Source organism: Massilia aurea (assembly GCF_014200505.1).
Classification (GTDB): Bacteria; Pseudomonadota; Gammaproteobacteria; order Burkholderiales; family Burkholderiaceae_D; genus Telluria; species Telluria aurea_B.
In genome coordinates, this window is record NZ_JACHBX010000005.1 from 308,452 (window position 1) to 327,250 (window position 18,799).

At 64.8% G+C, this 18,799-nt stretch carries 17 protein-coding genes; 11 read left to right on the forward strand and 6 right to left on the reverse strand.

The genetic code is table 11. The features are described 5' to 3' along the window. Positions 1-2,463: a fimbria/pilus outer membrane usher protein gene (locus tag HD842_RS21360; protein WP_183557129.1), complete on the forward strand. Its 2,463-nt coding sequence runs from the start codon at positions 1-3 to the stop codon at positions 2,461-2,463. A 4-nt stretch (positions 2,464-2,467) separates the two neighbouring features. Beyond that, complete coding sequence (locus HD842_RS21365) at positions 2,468-3,451, forward strand: Csu type fimbrial protein (protein WP_183557152.1); 984 nt, start codon at positions 2,468-2,470, stop codon at positions 3,449-3,451. Positions 3,452-3,470: 19 nt separating this feature from the next. Here HD842_RS21365 and HD842_RS21370 read toward each other — a convergent pair whose 3' ends face one another. Continuing rightward, positions 3,471-5,765, reverse strand: coding sequence for a putative bifunctional diguanylate cyclase/phosphodiesterase (locus tag HD842_RS21370; protein WP_183557155.1), 2,295 nt, complete (start codon positions 5,763-5,765; stop codon positions 3,471-3,473). Positions 5,766-6,090: 325 nt separating this feature from the next. Here HD842_RS21370 and HD842_RS21375 point away from each other — a divergent pair, with 325 nt between their 5' ends. Both HD842_RS21375 and HD842_RS21380 read left to right on the forward strand, forming a co-directional pair. Beyond that, on the forward strand, positions 6,091-7,581 hold the full coding sequence (locus HD842_RS21375; RefSeq protein WP_183557170.1) for a sensor domain-containing diguanylate cyclase: 1,491 nt from the start codon (positions 6,091-6,093) through the stop codon (positions 7,579-7,581). 159 nt (positions 7,582-7,740) lie between these two features. Next, complete coding sequence (locus HD842_RS21380) at positions 7,741-8,148, forward strand: response regulator (RefSeq protein ID WP_183557173.1); 408 nt, start codon at positions 7,741-7,743, stop codon at positions 8,146-8,148. Between the two features lie 10 nt (positions 8,149-8,158). Here HD842_RS21380 and udk read toward each other — a convergent pair whose 3' ends face one another. The 5 genes from udk to HD842_RS21400 form a co-directional block, all read right to left on the reverse strand. Next, on the reverse strand, positions 8,159-8,800 hold the full coding sequence (udk, locus tag HD842_RS21385) for a uridine kinase (RefSeq protein WP_183557176.1): 642 nt from the start codon (positions 8,798-8,800) through the stop codon (positions 8,159-8,161). Positions 8,801-8,885: 85 nt separating this feature from the next. Continuing rightward, the gene (locus tag HD842_RS21390) at positions 8,886-9,143 is read right to left on the reverse strand and encodes a hypothetical protein (protein WP_183557179.1); all 258 of its coding nucleotides are present in this window, start codon (positions 9,141-9,143) and stop codon (positions 8,886-8,888) included. Positions 9,144-9,423: 280 nt separating this feature from the next. Next, a complete protein-coding gene (locus tag HD842_RS21395; RefSeq protein WP_183557182.1) occupies positions 9,424-9,813 on the reverse strand; it encodes a response regulator transcription factor in 390 nt (129 codons plus the stop codon). Continuing rightward, entirely contained in the window at positions 9,803-9,934 is a 132-nt protein-coding gene (locus tag HD842_RS24315; protein ID WP_267875191.1) for a hypothetical protein, read from the reverse strand. The genes HD842_RS21395 and HD842_RS24315 overlap by 11 nt, the downstream gene beginning before the upstream one ends. A 56-nt stretch (positions 9,935-9,990) precedes the next feature. Then, positions 9,991-10,626, reverse strand: coding sequence for a response regulator (locus tag HD842_RS21400; protein WP_183557185.1), 636 nt, complete (start codon positions 10,624-10,626; stop codon positions 9,991-9,993). 504 nt (positions 10,627-11,130) lie between these two features. Between HD842_RS21400 and mraZ the strand changes: the two genes are divergently transcribed. From mraZ to mraY, 7 genes are read left to right on the forward strand one after another with little or no spacing between them, the layout of a single operon-like run. Continuing rightward, on the forward strand, positions 11,131-11,559 hold the full coding sequence (gene mraZ, locus HD842_RS21405) for a division/cell wall cluster transcriptional repressor MraZ (RefSeq protein ID WP_183557569.1): 429 nt from the start codon (positions 11,131-11,133) through the stop codon (positions 11,557-11,559). A 7-nt stretch (positions 11,560-11,566) separates the two neighbouring features. Further along, a complete protein-coding gene (rsmH, locus tag HD842_RS21410) occupies positions 11,567-12,526 on the forward strand; it encodes a 16S rRNA (cytosine(1402)-N(4))-methyltransferase RsmH (protein ID WP_183557188.1) in 960 nt (319 codons plus the stop codon). Then, the gene (ftsL, locus tag HD842_RS21415; RefSeq protein WP_183557193.1) at positions 12,523-12,795 is read left to right on the forward strand and encodes a cell division protein FtsL; all 273 of its coding nucleotides are present in this window, start codon (positions 12,523-12,525) and stop codon (positions 12,793-12,795) included. The genes rsmH and ftsL overlap by 4 nt, the downstream gene beginning before the upstream one ends. Beyond that, positions 12,792-14,567: a peptidoglycan D,D-transpeptidase FtsI family protein gene (locus tag HD842_RS21420; RefSeq protein ID WP_183557196.1), complete on the forward strand. Its 1,776-nt coding sequence runs from the start codon at positions 12,792-12,794 to the stop codon at positions 14,565-14,567. The genes ftsL and HD842_RS21420 overlap by 4 nt, the downstream gene beginning before the upstream one ends. Beyond that, complete coding sequence (locus HD842_RS21425) at positions 14,567-16,102, forward strand: UDP-N-acetylmuramoyl-L-alanyl-D-glutamate--2,6-diaminopimelate ligase (protein WP_183557200.1); 1,536 nt, start codon at positions 14,567-14,569, stop codon at positions 16,100-16,102. Before HD842_RS21420 ends, HD842_RS21425 begins: the two co-directional genes overlap by 1 nt. Further along, positions 16,102-17,625 carry a UDP-N-acetylmuramoyl-tripeptide--D-alanyl-D-alanine ligase gene (locus HD842_RS21430; RefSeq protein WP_183557203.1) on the forward strand — a complete coding sequence of 508 codons (1,524 nt, stop codon included), beginning with the start codon at positions 16,102-16,104 and terminating at the stop codon, positions 17,623-17,625. The genes HD842_RS21425 and HD842_RS21430 overlap by 1 nt, the downstream gene beginning before the upstream one ends. Before the next feature lies 1 nt (position 17,626). Beyond that, a complete protein-coding gene (gene mraY, locus HD842_RS21435; protein ID WP_183557206.1) occupies positions 17,627-18,796 on the forward strand; it encodes a phospho-N-acetylmuramoyl-pentapeptide-transferase in 1,170 nt (389 codons plus the stop codon). Positions 18,797-18,799 lie beyond the last annotated feature (3 nt).

The window sequence follows — 18,799 nt, forward strand, 5'->3', positions numbered from 1 at the left end:
ATGCACACGCGCCACCGGGCGTGGCGGGCCCTGAGGTCGTCGTCCCTGCCCACCTGCCTGCTGGCCCTCGCCATCACACCTGTCACCCCCATCGCGGCGGCGGCCGCCATGGTGGCCGCCGCCCCGGCCTCGGCCTCGCTGGCCGCGCTCGAAGCGCAGGCCGGCCTGGTGGCGGCCCAACCCACCGAACTGTATCTGGACGTGTCGATCGACGGCCAGCCCACGGGCCTGCTCGTCTCCGTACTCCAGCAGGGCGCCAGCCTGCGCATGACGGTCGAGAGCCTGCGCGAACTGGGGCTGGACCCGGCGCGCTTTGGTGTCGCCGACCGCACCGATTTTCTGCTCGACGAGATCGATGGCATGACCTGGCGCTACGACAGCGCCGCCCAGACGCTGGCGCTGACCCTGTCGGATCGCCTGCGCGTCGCGCGCGTGATCAGCGCGCGCACCGTGCGCGCCAGCGGTGCTGGCCAGGCCAGCCGCGGCATGCTGCTGAACTACAACGTGTTTGCCCAGAGCAGCGGCGGCTCGGTGGCCAGCAACCTCGATCTGCGTTATTTCGATCCGTACGGCAGCTTGAGCAGCACCGGCGCGGCCATCCTGCGCGGCGAAGAGCGCGGCTACACGCGTTACGACACCACCTGGACTTACGCCAACCAGGACCGCTTGACCACCGTGCAACTGGGCGACACCGTCACCCCGGCGCTGAGCTGGTCGCGCGCGCTGCGCCTGGGCGGCATCGAGTGGCGCCGCAACTTCGAGTTGCGCCCGGACCTGGTGACCTATCCGGTGGCCTCGATTGCCGGTTCGGCGGTCGTCCCTACGAGCGTGGACCTGTTCGTCAACAACGTGCGCCAGTTCAGCACCAGCGTGCCCACCGGCCCGTTCGTGGTCGACCAGGTGGCGGGCCTGAACGGCGCCGGCCAGGCCACCGTCATCACGCGCGATGCGCTGGGGCGCGAAGTTGCCACCACGCTGCCGCTGTACGTCGACACCCGCCTGCTGGCGCGCGGCCTGACCGATTTTGCCGTCTCCCTTGGCGCACTGCGGCGCGACTACGGCGTGGCATCGTTCCGCTACGGCGGTCCGGCGGCGGTGGGTTCGGTGCGCCACGGCTGGACCGACCGCATGACGCTGGAAGGGCATGCCGAAGCCGGCAGCGGCCAGGTGCTGCTCGGCGGCGGCGTGCTCGCGCGCGTGCTCGGCGCCGGCGTGGCCAGTGGCGCACTGGCGGCCAGTGCCGGCCGCTACCGTGGCTGGCAAGCCACGCTCGGCTACCAGTACGTGTCGCCGCGCTTCGCGCTCGACCTGCAATCGATCCGCGCCAGCGCTGGCTTCGGCGACCTGGGCACGCTCGAAGGCACGCCGGTGCCGCGCGCGCTCGACCGGGCCAGCATCAGTACGGCATTCGGCGGCAACAGCTTCAGCATGAACCTGATTCAGCTGCGCACGCCGCTGGTGGCGGGCGTCGCGCCGCTGCTCGATCCGTTTGGCAATCCGTTGACCAGGCTGACTGCGCCGGCCCTGACCCCGACCCCGGCTCTGGTGACGCGCACCGTGTCGCTGGCCTGGTCGCGCAGCGTCGGCCTGCGCGGCTACTTCAGCCTGGGCGCATTCCAGGATCTCGAGCGGCGTGCCGAGCGGGGCATCACGGCCACCTTCAGCATGGCCTTCGATTCGCGCGTGGCGGTCAACGCCAATGCGGGGCGCCAGCGTGGCGAGCAGGTGGCGTCGGTGTCGATGGGGCGCGCGCCGGACTTCGACGGCGGCCTCGGCTGGGCCGTCCAGGCGGGCAAGACCGGTGCGCAACGCTACGACCAGGCCCAGCTGCAATACCTGGGCGCGCACGGCCGCGCAATCGTGTCGACGCAGCGCGTGGGCGAGAGCCGCAACACGAGCCTGGATGTCAGCGGCGCCATCGTCGCGATGGATGGCGCGCTGATCACCGCTCGCAATGTCGGGCGTGGTTTTGCGCTCGTCTCGGGCGGCGCGCCCGACCTGCCGGTGCTGCAGGACAATCGCCCGATCGGCCGCACCGACCGCAACGGGCGCCTCTTGGTGCCTGACCTGCAACCGTACGCCGCGAGCCGGATTGCGATCGACCCGTCGTCGCTGCCGTCCGATACCCGCATCCCGCACACGGTCCTCGAAATCGTGCCGCGCCAGAATGCCGGCGTGGTGGCGCGCTTCGCCATCGAGCGCTATGCAGCTGCAACGCTCACGCTGGTACGCGCCGATGGCACGGTGCCCGACGTCGGCACGCTGGCGCGCCTGGACGGCAGCGAACTGACCGCGATGGTCGGGTACGATGGCGTCCTGTTCATCGAAGGCTTGCGCGCACAGAACCGCGTGCGCGTCGGCAGCGGCAAGGATGTGTGCGAAGTGCGTTTCGACTACAAGCCGGTCGCGGGCGAACTGCCCGTGATCGGACCGCTGGTTTGCCAGCCCCTGCAAGGAGAATGACCAAATGATCGCAATCTGCCGCCTGATCCTGATGACTGTCACGCTGTGGTTGCTGGCCGCCACCGCGGCGCGCGCCGACAACTGCGTGGCCACGATGACCGATGTCGACTTTGGCGTGGTCAGCCCGATCGCGGGCAGCGACGTGACCGCCAGCGGCACGCTGACCGTCACCTGCTACTGGACTGTGGGAACCAATCCGCTGCTGCTGCCGGCGGCGAACGTCTGCGTCAACCTGGGCGTGGGCCCGGGGGGCGGCACTGGCGCCCCGCGCTATCTGCTCAACGGCAGCAACCGCATGGCCTTCAACCTCTACACCGACAGCTCGTACACGGCGGCCAAGATCTGGGGCAGCACCGCCAGCACTATCGGCGCCAGACCGATCAACGGGACGCTGGTGGGCTTGCTGGGCCTGGGCGGGGTGACGCAAAGCTTCACCGTGTACGGCAAGATTCCGGCGGCGAGCTTGGTGGGCGTGGCCACGGTCGGCAATGCCGATACGCTCTATGGCGCCAGCTTCGCCGGCCACGGCACCGTGCAGTACGGCTTTGGCAGCGTGCCGTGCACGGGCGGGGCCAGCGCGGCGTTCTCGTTCCAGGCACGCGCCACGGCGGTTAATAATTGCCTGATCAGCACCAGCAACCTGGCCTTTGCCAGCGGCAGCCCGATCACCGACCAGCGCATCAGCGCGCCGCTGAGCGTGGCATGCACGGCCAACAGCACCTACCAGATCGCGCTGAACGGCGGGGTGTCGAACAATCCGGGAGCGCGCACGATGAAGAACAGCGTGACCGGGGAGACGCTCGGCTACCGGATTTCATCGACGCCCGACGGCGCGGCCTGGGGCGACGGCACGGCCAGCACCACGGTCTACAGCGGCACCGGCACCGGTAGCGCGCAGAACGTCATGATGTACGGGATCGTGCCGCGCCAGCGCGCCCCGACGCCGGGCGACTACCGCGACACGGTGACGGTGTTGCTGATGTTCTGATGACAGGTTGGTGCGCCGTTCAGGCCGCGGCTTCGAGTTGGCTGATCAGTTCGCCCAGCGGCATCGGGCGGCAGAACAGGAAGCCCTGCATGCACGGTTTGCCGTGCGACGCGAGAAACTGCGCCTGTTCCCGGGTTTCGATGCCTTCGGCGACCACGCGCAGGCCAAGCTGGCCGGCCATGGCGAGGATGGACTTGACCAGCGCCGTGCCATTCACGTCGTGCGGCATGTCGCGCATGAAGCCCTTGTCGATCTTCAGTTCGTACAACGGCATTTTCTGCAGATAGGCCAGGCTCGAGTAGCCGGTGCCGAAGTCGTCGATCGAGAACCGGATGCCCAGCTCGGCCAGCACATGCATCCGGGCGACGGTCGCGTCCATGTTCTCGACCAGCAGGCCTTCGGTCAGCTCGAAGATCAGCTGGGTGGCGGGCACGCCCGTCTCGGCGAGGATCGAGCGCACCACGTCGACGAAGTCGGCTTGCTGGAACTGGCGCGGGCTGACGTTGACCGACAGCGGCAGCGCGTGGCCGGCGCGCGACAGGCGCAGCCAGGACAGGCAGGCCTGCCGCAGCACCCAGGTCCCCAGCGGGACGATCAGGCCGGTTTTTTCGGCGATCGGAATGAACACGTCGGGTGGCACGAGCACGCCGTCGGCACGGCGCCAGCGCAACAGCGATTCCGCACCGATCGGCTGGCCGTCGGGGCTGACCTGCAGCTGCAGGTGCAGCGCGAACTCGTCGTTGTCGAGGGCATTGCCCAGATCGCGTTCGAGCATCAGCGTATTTTCGGCGGCGGCCAGCATGGTCGTCTCGAACAGGGCGGCGCCATTGCGGCCTGCGGCCTTGGCATGGTACATCGCCGTATCGGCTTCGCGCAGCAGGTCCTGGGCGGTCTGCTCGGGCCGGGTAGGCAGCGAAATGCCCACGCTGCCCGACGACTGGTAGACCTGGCCATCGATGTCGATGGGCCGGCGCAGGGCGGTGCCGACGCGCTCGGCCAACGCCACTGCGGCGGCGGTGGCCGCGCTGGCGTCGTCGCCCAGATGCTCGGCCAGCACGACGAATTCGTCGCCACCGAGGCGCGCCACGGTGTCGCGCCGGTGGACGGTATCGCGCAGGATGCCGGCCACGTGTTTCAGCAGCGCGTCCCCGGTCGCATGGCCGCGCGCATCGTTGACGCTCTTGAAGTTGTCGAGGTCGAGATAGAGCACGGCCCCGATCCCTTCGCCGCGCTGCGCCTTGTCGGTCAGGGCGCCCAGGCGCTCCATCAGCAACCGGCGGTTCGGCAGTTCGGTCAGCACGTCGTAGAACGCCAGCTTGCGGATCGATTCGGCCGACTGGCGCTTTTCGGTGATGTCGCGGCCGACAGCCACCCAGTGCGTGATCGGTCCGCCTTCGCCGGCGAACGGCACGATATCGACTTCCACCCAGCGCGGTTCGCCTGCTTTCGTGTAGTTGACCAGTTGCGCCGACGCCGGTTCGTAGCGCGCCATTGCATCCGACAGCGCAGCAACGGTTTCGGTGCTGGTTTCCGGTCCGTGCAGCGCATGCAGGCTTTGCCCGATGATTTCGTCGATGCGATAACCGCTGTGGCGCTCGAACGCAGCGTTCGCGAAGATGATCGGTTGGTGTGAGGCTTTGCCGTGAACCGCCTGGACAATCAGCACCATGTCCTGCAAGCCTGCCAGTGCAGCCGACGTCAGCTGCCATTCCTGATTGACACGGCGCAGTGCGGTGCGTTCCTGCTCGAGGGACGCGGAGACGGTGTCCGCCTTGTTCAGCGAGCGCGACAAGCCCTTGAGCACGCTGCCGGCCGTCAGCGTGCCCAGCGCGCCAACGCATGCATAGTTGAGCGCGAAGAGCAGTACGCCCACGGGCGAGTCGCTCGCGAGGTCGCCCATGGTCAGCTCGCTGTATCCGGCCAGGCCGAGCACGATCATGGCCAGGGCGCCGGCGCCGATCGTGGCATACGCCGCGCGCTGTCCCAGCAGGATCACGGCGATGACGGGTATCGCGAGAAGGTAGCAAAGGCCGACCGCGCCAACCGAGACGATTGAACCGACGGCGACGAAAAACAGCATGGCCAAAAAGTTGACAACGCGTGTCGTGTGCGACCAGCGGTCGAAACGCCAGATCGCCAGGATCCACGCCAGTGCGATCGTGTCCATCAAGGCGACTTGCGCATAGCCCCGGTACGCAGCAACCAGCGCGCTCGGCACCGCCACGACCAGCGCCAGTACGAGCACTGCCGACATCAGCCTGGCGAAGGCCCGCACGCGCCACCGGAAGAGGTCCCGATTGATTCTATGAGGCATCCAGGCTGTCCAAAAATAGTGCGATCATATGTAAATTTCTATCAGGAAACATTCTATCAGTTTGTATCGGATCACATCGTTTGATGCGTCCCTGTTGCGCGCACGCGACCATTGGCCAGCTTCCCATGCTCGCCCGTCCGGCCCTGTATCTAAGCGATGAACAGAACGAGGCTTCACGTTCTAATCTGCAAGACATTTCCAATAGGAACTATTAAGCTGTCGGGAATCTTTCTTTTTCCTCGTTGCCATTCTTGCCATGCCGCCTTCCGCCGATCTCAACCTGCTCCGCCTGCAACATCTCGACGAGCGGCGCAGACCGCTGGTCGTGCGGTCGATTATTCTGATGGCGGGCTTCTGCCTGTTGCTGATCGGTCTGCATGGGTGGAGCCTGTGGGCGTCGCGCCAGGGGGAACTGGACCAGACGGCAATCAGCACCGAAAACATGGCGCGCGCGCTGGCCTCGCACGCCGAGCGCTCGCTGACCGTGGCCGACTCGGTGCTGGCGGAGATGGTCGAGCGGGTCGAGCAGTCAACCACGCAGCCAGTGGACGCACGGCGCCTGCATGCACGGATGGCGCGCATCACCCGCACCAGCGAAGAAGTGCGTGAGTTGTTCATTTACGGCGCTGACGGCATGCGGCTGGCAACCTCGCTGCCAGCAGTCCTACCGGGCAGCAATATCGACCGTGAGTTCTTCCGTTACCACATGACCCATACCGACCTGGGCACGCGCATCGGCAAGCCGATCTTCAGCCGCTCCACCGGCGTCCAGACGATTCCCGTGTCACGCCGGATCAACCGCCCCGATGGCAGTTTCGGCGGGGTTGCGATGGCGTCGCTCAATCTGGATTATTTCGGCAAGTTCTACGACAGCTTCGATGTCGGCCGCACCGGCACGATCATCCTGGCCATCGATGACGGCACACTGCTGTATCGCCGCCCGTTCAACGCCGTGATGGTGGGGACGAGCATCAGCAACGGTCCCGTGTTCCAGACCTATGCCAAATCGGGCCCCGTCGGCACAGCGATGATGACCTCCAGAATCGATGGCGTCGAGCGCCTCTACAGTTACCGCCACCTGGACGGCTTTCCGCTGCTGGTGGCGACGGCCCAGTCGAAGGACGAAATCCTGGACGGCTGGTGGATGGCCGTGATCAAGATGAGCTGTGTGGTCGTGTTCGCCGTGTGCATGCTGGGCTGGGGAGGGCACCGCATGATCAGCCAGTTGCGCGTGCGCGAAGCGCTGGAGTCCGAATTGCGCGCGGCGCGCAGCGCGCTCGAACTGCACAATGTATCGCTGCGCCACCTGGCCGACGTCGACGCCCTGACCGGGCTGGCCAACCGGCGCCGCTTCGACGAAGTGCTGGCCGTCGAATACGAACGGGGACGCAGGAGCGGCCTGCCGTTTTCGCTGATCCTGCTCGATGTCGACCACTTCAAGAAGTTCAACGACTGCTATGGCCACGTCGCCGGCGACGACTGCCTGCGCCGGGTCGCGGGCGCGATCGCGTCGGGACCACGGCGACCGACCGACCTGACGGCGCGCTACGGCGGCGAAGAATTCGCCATCATCCTGCCCGATACCGACAGCGACGGCGCCCGCGCGGTGGCCGAGAACATCCGGTGTGCCGTGCAGGCACTCCGCCTGGCGCACGAGGGAAGTTCCTACGGCCATGTCACGGTCAGTCTCGGGGTCCATACCTGCGACCAGGCCGATGGCACGTGCGGCGCGCCGCTGGCCGCCATCGAAGCCGCGGACCGCCTGTTGTACCAGGCGAAGATGGATGGGCGCAATCGCCTTGTCGCCGGTCCGTAGCAGCGGCAGGCAGCGTGGGGCTGAACGGTTGCCTCAGATTGGCGGGACATCCGCCGGACATGGCACAACGCCAGGGCAACAGCTCGTCTATACTGTATTGATGATGCCGACGACCAGCACGACCCCCACGAAGCGATTCACCGGAAGCCAGACTGTGCAATGACCAAGACAGACAATGCTGCCAAAAAAGTCATTCTGGTCGTCGAGGATCTGCCGTTCGACGCCGAATTCACGCTGCAGGCGCTGGAAAAATTCGAAGGCAGCGTCGATGTCGATGTCGCGCGCGACGGCTGGGATGCGCTGGTCCTGATGAAGCAACGTCATTTCGACCTGATCCTGATGGACCTGAAGATGCCCCGGATGGATGGCTTCGAGACGATGATCCTGATGCGGGGCTACCAGCTGCAGTACGACGTGCCGTTGATCATCCTGACCAACTCGGATCTCCACACCGACCGCGAGCGTGCCCGCCAGCTCGGCGCCGTCGACTATGTCCACAAGTCGGGCGACCTGGCCCGGTTCAGATCCGCGCTGCAGGCCACCGTCGAAAAGCACATGCGCATCTGAGCGCCATGGTTCAGGGCCGCTTCGAGCGGCCGATGATGCTCGCGACCTTGGTGGTGATCATGTCGACCGCCGGGCCGTTGGCGCCATGGGGCAGGATCACGTCGGCATTGCGCTTGGTGGGTTCGATGAACTGCTTGTGCATCGGCCGCACGGTGTCCAGGTACTGGCTGACGATGCTCTCCAATGAACGGCCGCGTTCGGCAATATCGCGCTGCATGCGGCGGATGAAGCGCACGTCGGACGCCGTATCGACAAAGATCTTCAGCGACATCATGTCGCGCAGATCGGCGTCGTACAGCGCAAACAACCCCTCGACCACGATCACCGGCGCCGGCTTGACAGGAATGGTCTTGTCCGAGCGGTTGTCGATCGTGAAATCGTACTCGGGCATCGCGATCGCCTCGCCGTTGCGCAGCGCCTGGACGTGCTGGATCAGCAACGGCCAGTCGAACGCGTGCGGATGATCGTAGTTCTGCTTGCGGCGCACTTCAGGGGGCAGGTCGGACTGGTCGCGGTAGTAATCGTCCTGCATCACGATCGAGACCATGTCGGCGCCGAACGACGCCAGTACCTGCTGGGAGACCGTGGACTTGCCACTGCCGCTGCCACCGGCGACCCCGATGACGAATGGCGAAAAAGGAATGGAATTCATCCCTGCATGATACCGGAGAGGCGCGCAGGCCGACAGGGCGGGCCTGGCGCTGATTTGGCCCTGACCTGGCCCGAATGGCGGAGGGTTAGAAGTAGACGGTAACGCGGCCAGCGTCCGGGCCGGCGCTGCGCAGCGATGGCGCGGCCGGGGCATCGAGAAGATACGGCGTGGTCGCGCTGGCGCACTGCACCTGCACGGCGGCGCCGGCACTGATCGAGCAGGTAGCCACGATCGTCAGGCGCGCTTCGAAGCTTGCCGACACCACGTGCGCATCCGCACCGACCGGCAAGGTCAGGGTGGCGGTGGCCAGGAGAGCAGCAAGGAAACGAAGGGAGCGCGACATGCTTTGTGGTGGGCAACTTGCCCGTAGATGATCGATGAAGACCATCATAGCCACATCGGCAAAGCCGTGTGCGAACGCTGTGTGAAACGAGACGAAGAGAGGATTTAGCGGTATTTCGGGTTTGACGGTATTTACTTGCCGGTTCGACCGAATATGTTTCGCAGGTCGAGAACTTGACCCCGAAGAATTGCGATAAAGATAAAACAGTTGTCGGATTTGCGGATTTTTAACGAATTAGAGAATAGTCTCTAAAAGCAATATTAGTTTCAAAAAAGAAATATCAGGCCGTGTTTTCCGGCAGACTCGCCAGCAATCCCGATACCGCGTCGATCAGTTCGATCGGGCTGAACGGCTTGACGATGTACAGATCGGCGCCCGCATCCATGCCGGCTGCAACATCGCTTTGCTGGCCGCAGGCCGACAGCAGCACGATCTTGACGCCGGCATTGGCCGGATCCTGCCGCAGCCGCGCGCAGACGTCGAGGCCACTCTCGCCGGGGCCGAGCCAGATGTCGAGCATGACGACGTCGGGCCGCTCGGTCGCAAACAGGGCGAGCGCCTGTTCGGCGTTGGACGCTTCGACGATGCGGCCCAGTGCCTGCAGGCTCAGCGAGATCAGCAGGCGCAGTTCGTCTTGGTCATCGACGACAAGAATGGTGTTAGCGGGCATCGCCGTGCTCCTGCCGTAAATGCAGGCTGATAGCACCTATCCGGTCGCACCGCAAGACCGGCAGGGTAGGCAGGGCAGGCAAGATCGGCAGGATCGGCATGGAGGCCAGGGTGGCGGTCATGGATAGGCTGGCATGAAAGGCGCGTCGGTGCGCCGAGCATAGCAGTTCTTTGCTGATCAAGCGCGCGCCAGACCGTGTTCAACAGCAGCGCGCAATTCGCCAAATGGCACCGGTTTCGGGAACACCGGAATATCGGCAGGCAAGCCCATCGCCTTGATCGTTGCACGGTCCAGGCCGCTGACCACGATCATGCTCATGCCGGCGCTGCCGCTGTCTTCGCGCAGCGTGCGGATCATGCGGAATCCGTCCATGCCCGGCATGTTCAAGTCGCTCACCAGCAGGTCGGGACGCTCTTCGCCGATGCGGATCAGGGCCTCGAAGCCGTTGTTGGCCTTGACCACGTCCAGGTCCATGCCCCAGCCGGCCATCTCGAGTTCGTACAGGCGCAGCATCAGGGGATCATCGTCCACCACCAGCACGCGCCGCGTCGAGCACGCCGGGGCGACCGGCGCGGCGGGTGGCGGTGCGTGCGCGGCGATGGCAACGCGACGCCCTTCGACCAGGCGATTGACCGATTCCAGCGTGATGCGGCGATGGCCGCCGGCCGTGCGCCACGCTTGCAGCGTCCCGCTCTCCACCCACAGTTGCACCGTGCGATGCGACACGCCAAGGACTGCGGCCGCCTCCTTGGTCGAGCAAAAGTCGGCGGCGTTGTACGGTGCTGCCGGCTGCAGGTCGGGGGAATTTTTCATATTTGCCGATGTTACGTTTTAAGTTTCCCAAAGTCAAAATAGTTAACCGGATAAATGAAGCATTCCTTAAACCAAAAGTCGTTATCCGGCGCTGTCAAATCGGAGCATAGCGCATTGGCAAGTTCTTGGGGTGCATCAGAGTGCTGGATGCCCGTACAGTGGTTTCAAACGCACGCTGGTTGTTACTTTACGTCAATTTTATTCTTTGCCTTGCGCTTGCACAAACGTAAATATCTGGTTGCGGAATGAGGCACGACCTTCACTGTGACGGCTAAGTCCCTAATTTAAAGGAATATTTTGAATTGTCGAGTACCCCAAACAAGCACCTAAGTCATTGGTTTCATTGGCAAAATTAGGAAAGCACGGTTGGGATTTCGCTTGACCGTCAACATTGCTTCCACTAAAGTGGGAAACAGTGTGAAAAAGTGTCGATTTGTGGGAAGAAATCCAGATCCCGGCGCCAGACAACAACGACCAACCGAATTCTCCAAGCTAGGCATTTACGTGTTCCAGGGCGCGTCAGCGATCAACCTCGATGCAAAAGGGCGGATGTCCATTCCAGCCAAGCATCGTGACGCCCTGACACTTCAGTGCGAAGGTCGCGTCACGCTGACCAAGCATCCACAGGGCTGCCTGTTGTTCTTTCCGCGCCCGGTGTGGGAAGAGCATCGCAAGCAGATCGCTGCCTGGCCGATGTCGGCCCGTTCGTGGCAGCGTATTTTCCTTGGCAATGCCGTCGATGTCGAGCTCGACAGCGCCGGACGGATCCTGATCTCCCCCGAGCTGCGCGCTGCAGTCGGGCTCGAGAAGGAAGTGATGATGCTCGGTATGGGCAGCCACTTCGAGATCTGGAACGCCGCCAAACTGGCCGAGGACGAGGCCGCAGCTGTGGCTGGCGGCATGCCGGATGTACTTTCCAATTTTTCTTTCTGAGGCGCCGATGACGGATTCTTTGACGGTGCCTGATTATCAGCATCGCACGGTGCTACTTGACGAAGCAGTCGATGCGCTCGAGCTGAGCGGCGCACGTGCTGCCGGTACGTATATAGACGGGACCTTCGGTCGCGGCGGTCACAGCCGCCTGCTGCTGTCGCGCCTGGCGCCGGAAGGGCGCCTGATCGCGTTCGACAAGGACCCGCAAGCCATTGCAACCGCGGAGCAGATCAACGATCCGCGTTTCAGCATTGTTCACGACAGCTTTGCCACGATGGCCGACGCGCTTGCCGCGCGCGGCATTCATCAGGTCGACGGCATCCTGCTTGACCTGGGCATTTCGTCGCCCCAGGTCGACGACGCCAGCCGCGGCTTCAGCTTCCGCCAGGACGGCCCCCTCGACATGCGCATGGACACCACGCGCGGCATGTCGGCGGCCGAATGGGTCGCGACGGCAGAGCAAAACCATTTGGAAAAGGTGATACGCAATTATGGAGAAGAGCGGTTTGCTTTTCAGATTGCAAAGGCGATTGTTGCTCGCCGCGCAGTCGAACCAATTTCAAGCACACGACAGCTTGCCGCAATCGTGGCAAGCACGGTCAAAAGCAGGGAGAAAGGCAAGGATCCGGCAACCAGGACCTTTCAGGCTATCCGGATTTTCATCAATCAAGAGCTTGAAGACCTCGAAGCGGGGTTGACCGCTGCCTACAGCATGCTTGCGCCCGGCGCGCGCATGTCGGTGATCAGCTTTCACTCGCTGGAAGACCGCATGGTCAAGCAGTTCTTCGCATCCAAAGCCAATGTCGAACAGCCCGACCGGCGCCTGCCGATCCGCGCCGTCGATTTGCCGCAGCCGTTGATGAAGCTGATCACGAAGATCAAGCCATCGGATGCCGAAGTGTCGGACAACCCGCGCTCGCGCTCGGCCGTGCTGCGCGTCGCTGAACGCCTGGGAACGCCGACATGAGCGTGAAGGTCAATGTGTTTCTTACCACGCTGCTGGTCGGCTGCGCGCTGTCGGTCGTCAATGCCCGCTACCAAGCGCGCCATTTGCTGATCGAACTCGAACGCCTGCAGCAGCATGCGCGCCAGCTCGACGTCGACTGGGACCAGCTCCAGCTCGACCAGTCGCGCCTGGCCAAGAACGACCGCATCGAGCAGATCGCCCGTTCCGAACTGAATATGGCACCGCTCACGCCCGCCCGTACCCAATACCTGACCGAAGGCGCCCCATGACGCGCGGTGCTTCCAAATCCGGCGCACGCGTTGCTGCCTCGAAGGGCGTTGCATTCACCAAGAGCCCGGTGCTCGCGGTGCGCCTGCCCGACTGGCGCTCGCGCATGGTGCTGTTTGTCCTGTTCGCGTCGTTTGCTGCGCTGGGCGCGCGCGCCGTCTGGCTGCAGGGCGTGTCGAACCAGTTCCTGCAAAGCCAGGGCAAGAGCCGCTACGAGCGCACGCTCGAACTGCCGGCCACCCGTGGCCGCATCCTCGACCGCAACGGCGCCGTGCTGGCCACGTCGCTGCCGGTGCGCGCCGTGTGGGCGATCCCCGAAGACGTGCTGGCCTCGCCGCCGGAGAAAATCACCGCGCTGGCCAAGCTGCTGGGCATGCCCGAAGCCGACATCCGCAAGAAGCTCGACTCGGACCGCACCTTCGTCTACCTGAAACGCCAGGTCGAAATGCCGGTGATCGCCGAAATCGAGAAGCTCAAGATCAATGGCCTCGACACGCGCAAGGAATACAAGCGCTTCTACCCGCAGGGCGAAGTCGTTACCCACCTGGTCGGTTTCACCAACGTGGAAGACAAGGGCCAGGAAGGCATGGAGCTGCAACACCAGAAAACGCTGATGGGCGTGCCTGGCAGCCGCCGCGTGATCAAGGACCGCCTGGGCCACATCGCCGAGGATCTGGGCATGTTCCGTGAACCGCACCAGGGCCGCGACCTGACGCTGTCGGTCGACAGCAAGCTGCAGTACATCGCCTTTACCAGTATCAAGAACGCCGTCGAGAAGTTCAATGCGAAGGCCGGCGCCGCCGTGGTGCTCGACGTCCATACGGGCGAAGTGCTGGCGTTGGCGAACTACCCGACCTACAACCCGAACGACCGCTCCAAGCTGACCGGCGAGCAGCTGCGCAACCGCGTCATCACCGACACGTTCGAGCCGGGTTCGACGATCAAGCCGATCACCATCGGCCTGGGCCTGGACACGGGTCGCATCACGCCTGACACGGTGTTCGACAACAACCCGGGCTGGATGACGATCACCGGCAAGCGCATTCGCGATACCCACAACTACGGCGTGCAGACGGTCAGCGGCATCATCCAGAAGTCGTCGAATATCGGCGCCGTCAAGGTGTCGCAGCGCATCCCGCCGCAGGAAATGTGGGAGATGTACACCAAGGTCGGCTATGGCCAGGCGCCGCGCTTCGGCTTCCCGGGCGCGACCGCCGGCCGCGTGCGGCCATGGAAATCGTGGCGTCCGATCGAGTACGCGAACATGGCCTTCGGCCACGGCCTGTCGGTCTCGTTGCTGCAGATGGCGCGCTCGTACATGATCTTCGCCCGCAACGGCGACATCATTCCGCTGTCGTTCGTGAAGGTCAACGAAGAGCCGGTCGGCCAGCAGGTGATTTCGCCCAAGACCGCAGCGCAGGTGCGCACGATGCTCGAATCGGTGGTCGGTCCACAGGGCACGGCGTCCAAAGCGCAGGTCGCCGGCTACCGCATCGGCGGCAAGACCGGTACGGCCGAAAAACTCGTCAACGGCCGCTACTCGCGCACCAACAATATCGGCTACTTCGCCGGCATCGGGCCGATGTCCAAACCGCGCTTCATCATCGCCGTGATGGTCGACGATCCGAGCGGCGCCCTGCGCACCGGCGGCAGCGTCGCCGCACCGACGGCCGCCGACCTGTTTGCCAGCGCGCTGCGCGCGGCCAACGTGCCGCCCGATTCCTCCATCACGGACATCATCATTCCGGAAGTCCCACTCGAGGAGAGCATGTGATGAGCCCAGACCTGAACGATATCCGCAGCTGGATCGCCGCCGCCGCACCGGGCGGGGGTCTCGTTTCCGACTCGCGCCGCGTGCAGTCGGGCGACGTGTTCTTTGCCTATCCGGGCGACGCGCAGGATGGCCGCCGCTTCATTGGCGCCGCTGCCGACGCGGGCGCCGCCGCCATCGTGTATGACGATCAGGACTTCACCTGGCCTGACACCGTCACGACGCCACACCTGGCCGTGGCGGGCCTCAAGCAGCTGGCCGGTCCGATCGCGCATGCGGTGCTGGGCCAGCCGGACAGCGCGATGTTTACCGTCGCCGTCACCGGCACCAACGGCAAGACCTCGTGCGCGCTGTGGACGGCGCAAGCGCTGGCGCGCCTGGGCGAAACCGCCGGCGTGATCGGCACGCTGGGCGTGGGCGTCATCGCGCCCAAGGCAAAGACCGAAGCGCAGTTCGACGTCACCGGCTACACGACGCCGGACGCCGTGCTGCTGGCGCAGACGCTGGCGGAGCTGAACGGCAAGGGCGTCACGGCGCTGGCAATCGAAGCCTCGTCCATCGGCCTGGTGCAGCAGCGCACGGCCGGCATGCATGTCGACGTGGCGATCTTCACGAACCTGACGCGCGACCACCTCGACTTCCATGGCGACATGGCCAGCTACGAAGCGGCCAAGGTCAGGCTGTTCGAGTGGCCCGGCCTGAAGCACGCGATCGTGAATCTCGACGACGCAGCCGGACAGCGCCTGGTGGCGCATTTGCGCGCGAACTTCCCGGCGCTGGCCGTCACGGGCTATACGCTGAACGCCACTGCTGCTGTGCCGGATGGCGTGGCCGTCCTGCGCGCCAGCGGCATGCGCAGCAAGAACGCCGGCACCGAATGCCAGGTCGAGACGCCGGCAGGCAGCGCGACCATCCGCAGCCGCCTGGTGGGCAACTACAACGTGAGCAATACGCTGGCGGTGCTGGGCGCCTTGCTGGCGCGCGGCGTGGCGCTCAAAAGCGCGGTCGAGGCGATTGAATCGCTGGCTCCGGCGCCGGGCCGCATGCAGCAGATGGGCGGGCAGGATGCACCGATGGTCGTGATCGACTACGCGCACACGCCGGACGCGCTGGAAAAAACCCTGGACGCGCTGCGCCAGGTGGCGGCCGACCGCGGCGGCCAGCTGTGGTGCGTGTTTGGCTGCGGGGGCGATCGCGATCCGGGCAAGCGCCCGCAGATGGGCCGCATCGCGCAGGCCGCCGACCAGGTGCTCGTCACCAGCGACAACCCGCGCAGCGAAGAACCAAGCGCCATCATCGCCCAGATCGTGGCGGGGATGGATGCCAATGCCCCGGGCTCGCGCCTGCAGACGGTGGAAGACCGCGCGTCGGCCATTCTGCTGGCCGTGAAACAGGCCGCCAAGCAGGACGTGATCCTGCTGGCCGGGAAGGGCCATGAGCCTTACCAGGAAATCAAGGGACGCAAGATGCCGTTTTCGGATACGGACCACGCTTCGCTCGCATTGACGGCGCGGCTTACCATGTTGAGGACGCATTGATGCGCGGTACGCTCGCACAACTCGTGGCGGCCATTCCCGGCGCGCGCCTCGTCGGCGCGGATGTCGCCTTTGGCGGCGTGTCGACCGACAGCCGCAAGGTCGACGCCGGCGCGCTGTTTGTCGCATTGCGCGGCGAATCGTTCGACGCCCACGATTTCCTCGACCAGGTCGCCGCGCGCGACGTCGCGGCGGTGGTCGTGTCGACGCTGCCGGCCGGCTGGACGCTGCCGGCGATCGTCGTGCCGGACACGCTGGTCGCGCTGGGCCGCATCGCGCATGCCTGGCGCTCCGGGTTCGAGTTGCCCGTCATCGGCGTCACCGGTAGCAACGGCAAGACGACGGTCAAGGAAATGATCGCGTCGATCCTGGCGGCGGCAGTGGGCGAAGAAGCGCGCCTGGCCACGCAGGGTAATCTGAACAACGAGATCGGCGTGCCACTCACGCTGTTCCGCCTGACGGCCTCCCATCGCGCGGCGGTGGTGGAGCTGGGCATGAACCATCCGGGCGAGATCGCGCGCCTGGCGGCCATCGCCGCGCCGACGGTCGCGCTGGTGAACAATGCGCAGCGCGAGCACCAGGAATTCATGCATACGGTGGAAGCGGTAGCGCGCGAAAATGGCGCCGTGCTGCAAGCGCTGGCACCAAATGGCGTGGCCGTGTTCCCGGGCGACGACGAGTACACCGGCCTGTGGCGCGGCCTGGCTGCCTGCGACGTCATCACGTTTGGCCTGTCTGACGCCTGCGACGTGCGCGCGAGCTACACCAGCAACGGTTTCGGTAGCCTGCTGCACGTAACAACGTCGCTTGAGCGTGATACAGCGGCAACGCAATCAACGTCGTTCCCGCGCAGGCGGGAACCCGAGTTGCCAGCGCCGTCGGCTGCGGATGCAGTGGTGGCAGCACATGCTGACCTGGATTCCCGCCTGCGCGGGAATGACGGTCTTGAAGATGCGGGCGACAACAGGTTCACAGTCACACTTGCAGCCGCAGGCGAGCACAATGTGCGCAACGCGCTGGCCGCGATCGCCTGTGCGCTCGGCGCTGGCATCGACCAGGACGCCATCGTGCGCGGCCTCGAAGCCTTCGCACCGGTGGGCGGGCGCCTGCAGCGCAAGCAGGCTGCTGGCGGCGCGACCGTCATCGACGACACCTACAACGCCAATCCCGACTCGATGCGCGCTGCCATCGACGTGCTGGCCGCGTACCCGGCGCCGCGCATCCTGGTGGTGGGCGATATGGGCGAAGTTGGCGCGCAGGGCAAAGAATTTCACGAAGAAATCGGGGCTTACGCAAAGACGCGTGGCATCGACACCGTGCTCGCGACGGGCGAGCTGGCGCGCCATCTGGCCGCGTCGGGAGCACAGCATTACGAGCAGTTCGACGAGTTATTGGCAGCACTGGATAAAAAACTGGGCAGCAATACGGACGCGACTGTGCTGGTGAAGGGCTCGCGTTTCATGAAAATGGAACGCGTGGTCCTGCACCTGACCGGATCAACCCCCCTTGGCAAGGACGCCCACTAATATGCTTCTCTGGCTCGCACAATACTTTCAGGACTATCTCGGTCCGCTGCGCGTGTTTAACTACCTCACGTTCCGCGCGGTGTTCGCCACCATCACGGCCATCACCATTGGCCTGGTGGCCGGCCCGATCGTCATCCGCAAACTGACCGAACTGAAAGTCGGCCAGGCCGTGCGTACCTACGGCCCGCAAAGCCACCTGACCAAGCACGGCACCCCGACGATGGGCGGCGTGCTGGTCCTGATCGCAATTGGCATCTCGACGCTGCTGTGGTGCGACCTGTCGAACCGCCTGATCTGGCCAGTGCTGGTCGTGACGATGGGCTTTGGCGCCGTCGGCTGGGTCGACGATTACCGCAAGGTGGTCTACAAGGACCCGGAAGGCATGCGCTCGCGCGAAAAATACTTCTGGATGTCGCTGATCGGCATCGCTTCGGCCCTCTACCTGGCATTCTCGGTCTCGGCCGCCAATCCATGGGAAGTCGCGCAACTGTTCTACGCCTGGGTGCAGTCGGGCTTCTCGATGAGCCTGCCGCCGAAGGCCGACCTGATCGTCCCGTTCTTCAAGACCATCAGCTATCCGCTGGGCGTCTGGGGCTTCATCGCGCTGACCTATTGCGTGATCGTGGGCGCGTCCAATGCCGTGAACTTCACCGACGGCCTCGATGGCCTGGCAATCATGCCGACCGTGATGGTCGGCGCGGCCCTGGGACTGTTCGCGTACCTGACCGGCAGCGTGACGTTCTCGAAATACCTGTTGATCCCGTATATCCCGGGCGCCGGCGAACTGCTGATCTTCTGCGGCGCGATGGCCGGCGCGGGCCTGGCCTTCCTGTGGTTCAACGCGCACCCGGCCCAGATGTTCATGGGCGACGTCGGCGCGCTGGCCCTCGGCGGCGCACTCGGCACGATCGCCGTCATCGTGCGCCAGGAAATCGTCCTGTTCATCATGGGCGGCGTGTTCGTGGCCGAAACGCTGTCGGTGATCATCCAGGTGACCTGGTTCAAGTACACGAAGAAGCGCTATGGCACCGGCCGCCGCGTGTTCCTCATGGCGCCGCTGCACCACCACTTTGAACAAAAGGGCTGGAACGAAACCAAGGTCGTGGTCCGCTTCTGGATTGTGACCATCGTGCTGATCCTGGTTGGTCTCTCTACATTGAAACTTCGCTGAAAC

What these genes read in the sequence shown, in the direction of transcription:
- HD842_RS21360 (WP_183557129.1), top strand. Translation starts at nt 1, where the DNA reads ATGCACACGCGCCACCGGGCGTGGCGGGCCCTGAGGTCGTCGTCCCTG.
- HD842_RS21365 (WP_183557152.1), top strand. Translation starts at nt 2,468, where the DNA reads ATGATCGCAATCTGCCGCCTGATCCTGATGACTGTCACGCTGTGGTTG.
- HD842_RS21370 (WP_183557155.1), bottom strand. Translation starts at nt 5,765, where the DNA reads ATGCCTCATAGAATCAATCGGGACCTCTTCCGGTGGCGCGTGCGGGCC.
- HD842_RS21380 (WP_183557173.1), top strand. Translation starts at nt 7,741, where the DNA reads ATGACCAAGACAGACAATGCTGCCAAAAAAGTCATTCTGGTCGTCGAG.
- udk (WP_183557176.1), bottom strand. Translation starts at nt 8,800, where the DNA reads ATGAATTCCATTCCTTTTTCGCCATTCGTCATCGGGGTCGCCGGTGGC.
- HD842_RS21390 (WP_183557179.1), bottom strand. Translation starts at nt 9,143, where the DNA reads ATGTCGCGCTCCCTTCGTTTCCTTGCTGCTCTCCTGGCCACCGCCACC.
- HD842_RS21395 (WP_183557182.1), bottom strand. Translation starts at nt 9,813, where the DNA reads ATGCCCGCTAACACCATTCTTGTCGTCGATGACCAAGACGAACTGCGC.
- HD842_RS24315 (WP_267875191.1), bottom strand. Translation starts at nt 9,934, where the DNA reads ATGACCGCCACCCTGGCCTCCATGCCGATCCTGCCGATCTTGCCTGCC.
- HD842_RS21400 (WP_183557185.1), bottom strand. Translation starts at nt 10,626, where the DNA reads ATGAAAAATTCCCCCGACCTGCAGCCGGCAGCACCGTACAACGCCGCC.
- rsmH (WP_183557188.1), top strand. Translation starts at nt 11,567, where the DNA reads ATGACGGATTCTTTGACGGTGCCTGATTATCAGCATCGCACGGTGCTA.
- ftsL (WP_183557193.1), top strand. Translation starts at nt 12,523, where the DNA reads ATGAGCGTGAAGGTCAATGTGTTTCTTACCACGCTGCTGGTCGGCTGC.
- HD842_RS21420 (WP_183557196.1), top strand. Translation starts at nt 12,792, where the DNA reads ATGACGCGCGGTGCTTCCAAATCCGGCGCACGCGTTGCTGCCTCGAAG.
- HD842_RS21425 (WP_183557200.1), top strand. Translation starts at nt 14,567, where the DNA reads ATGAGCCCAGACCTGAACGATATCCGCAGCTGGATCGCCGCCGCCGCA.
- HD842_RS21430 (WP_183557203.1), top strand. Translation starts at nt 16,102, where the DNA reads ATGCGCGGTACGCTCGCACAACTCGTGGCGGCCATTCCCGGCGCGCGC.
- mraY (WP_183557206.1), top strand. Translation starts at nt 17,627, where the DNA reads ATGCTTCTCTGGCTCGCACAATACTTTCAGGACTATCTCGGTCCGCTG.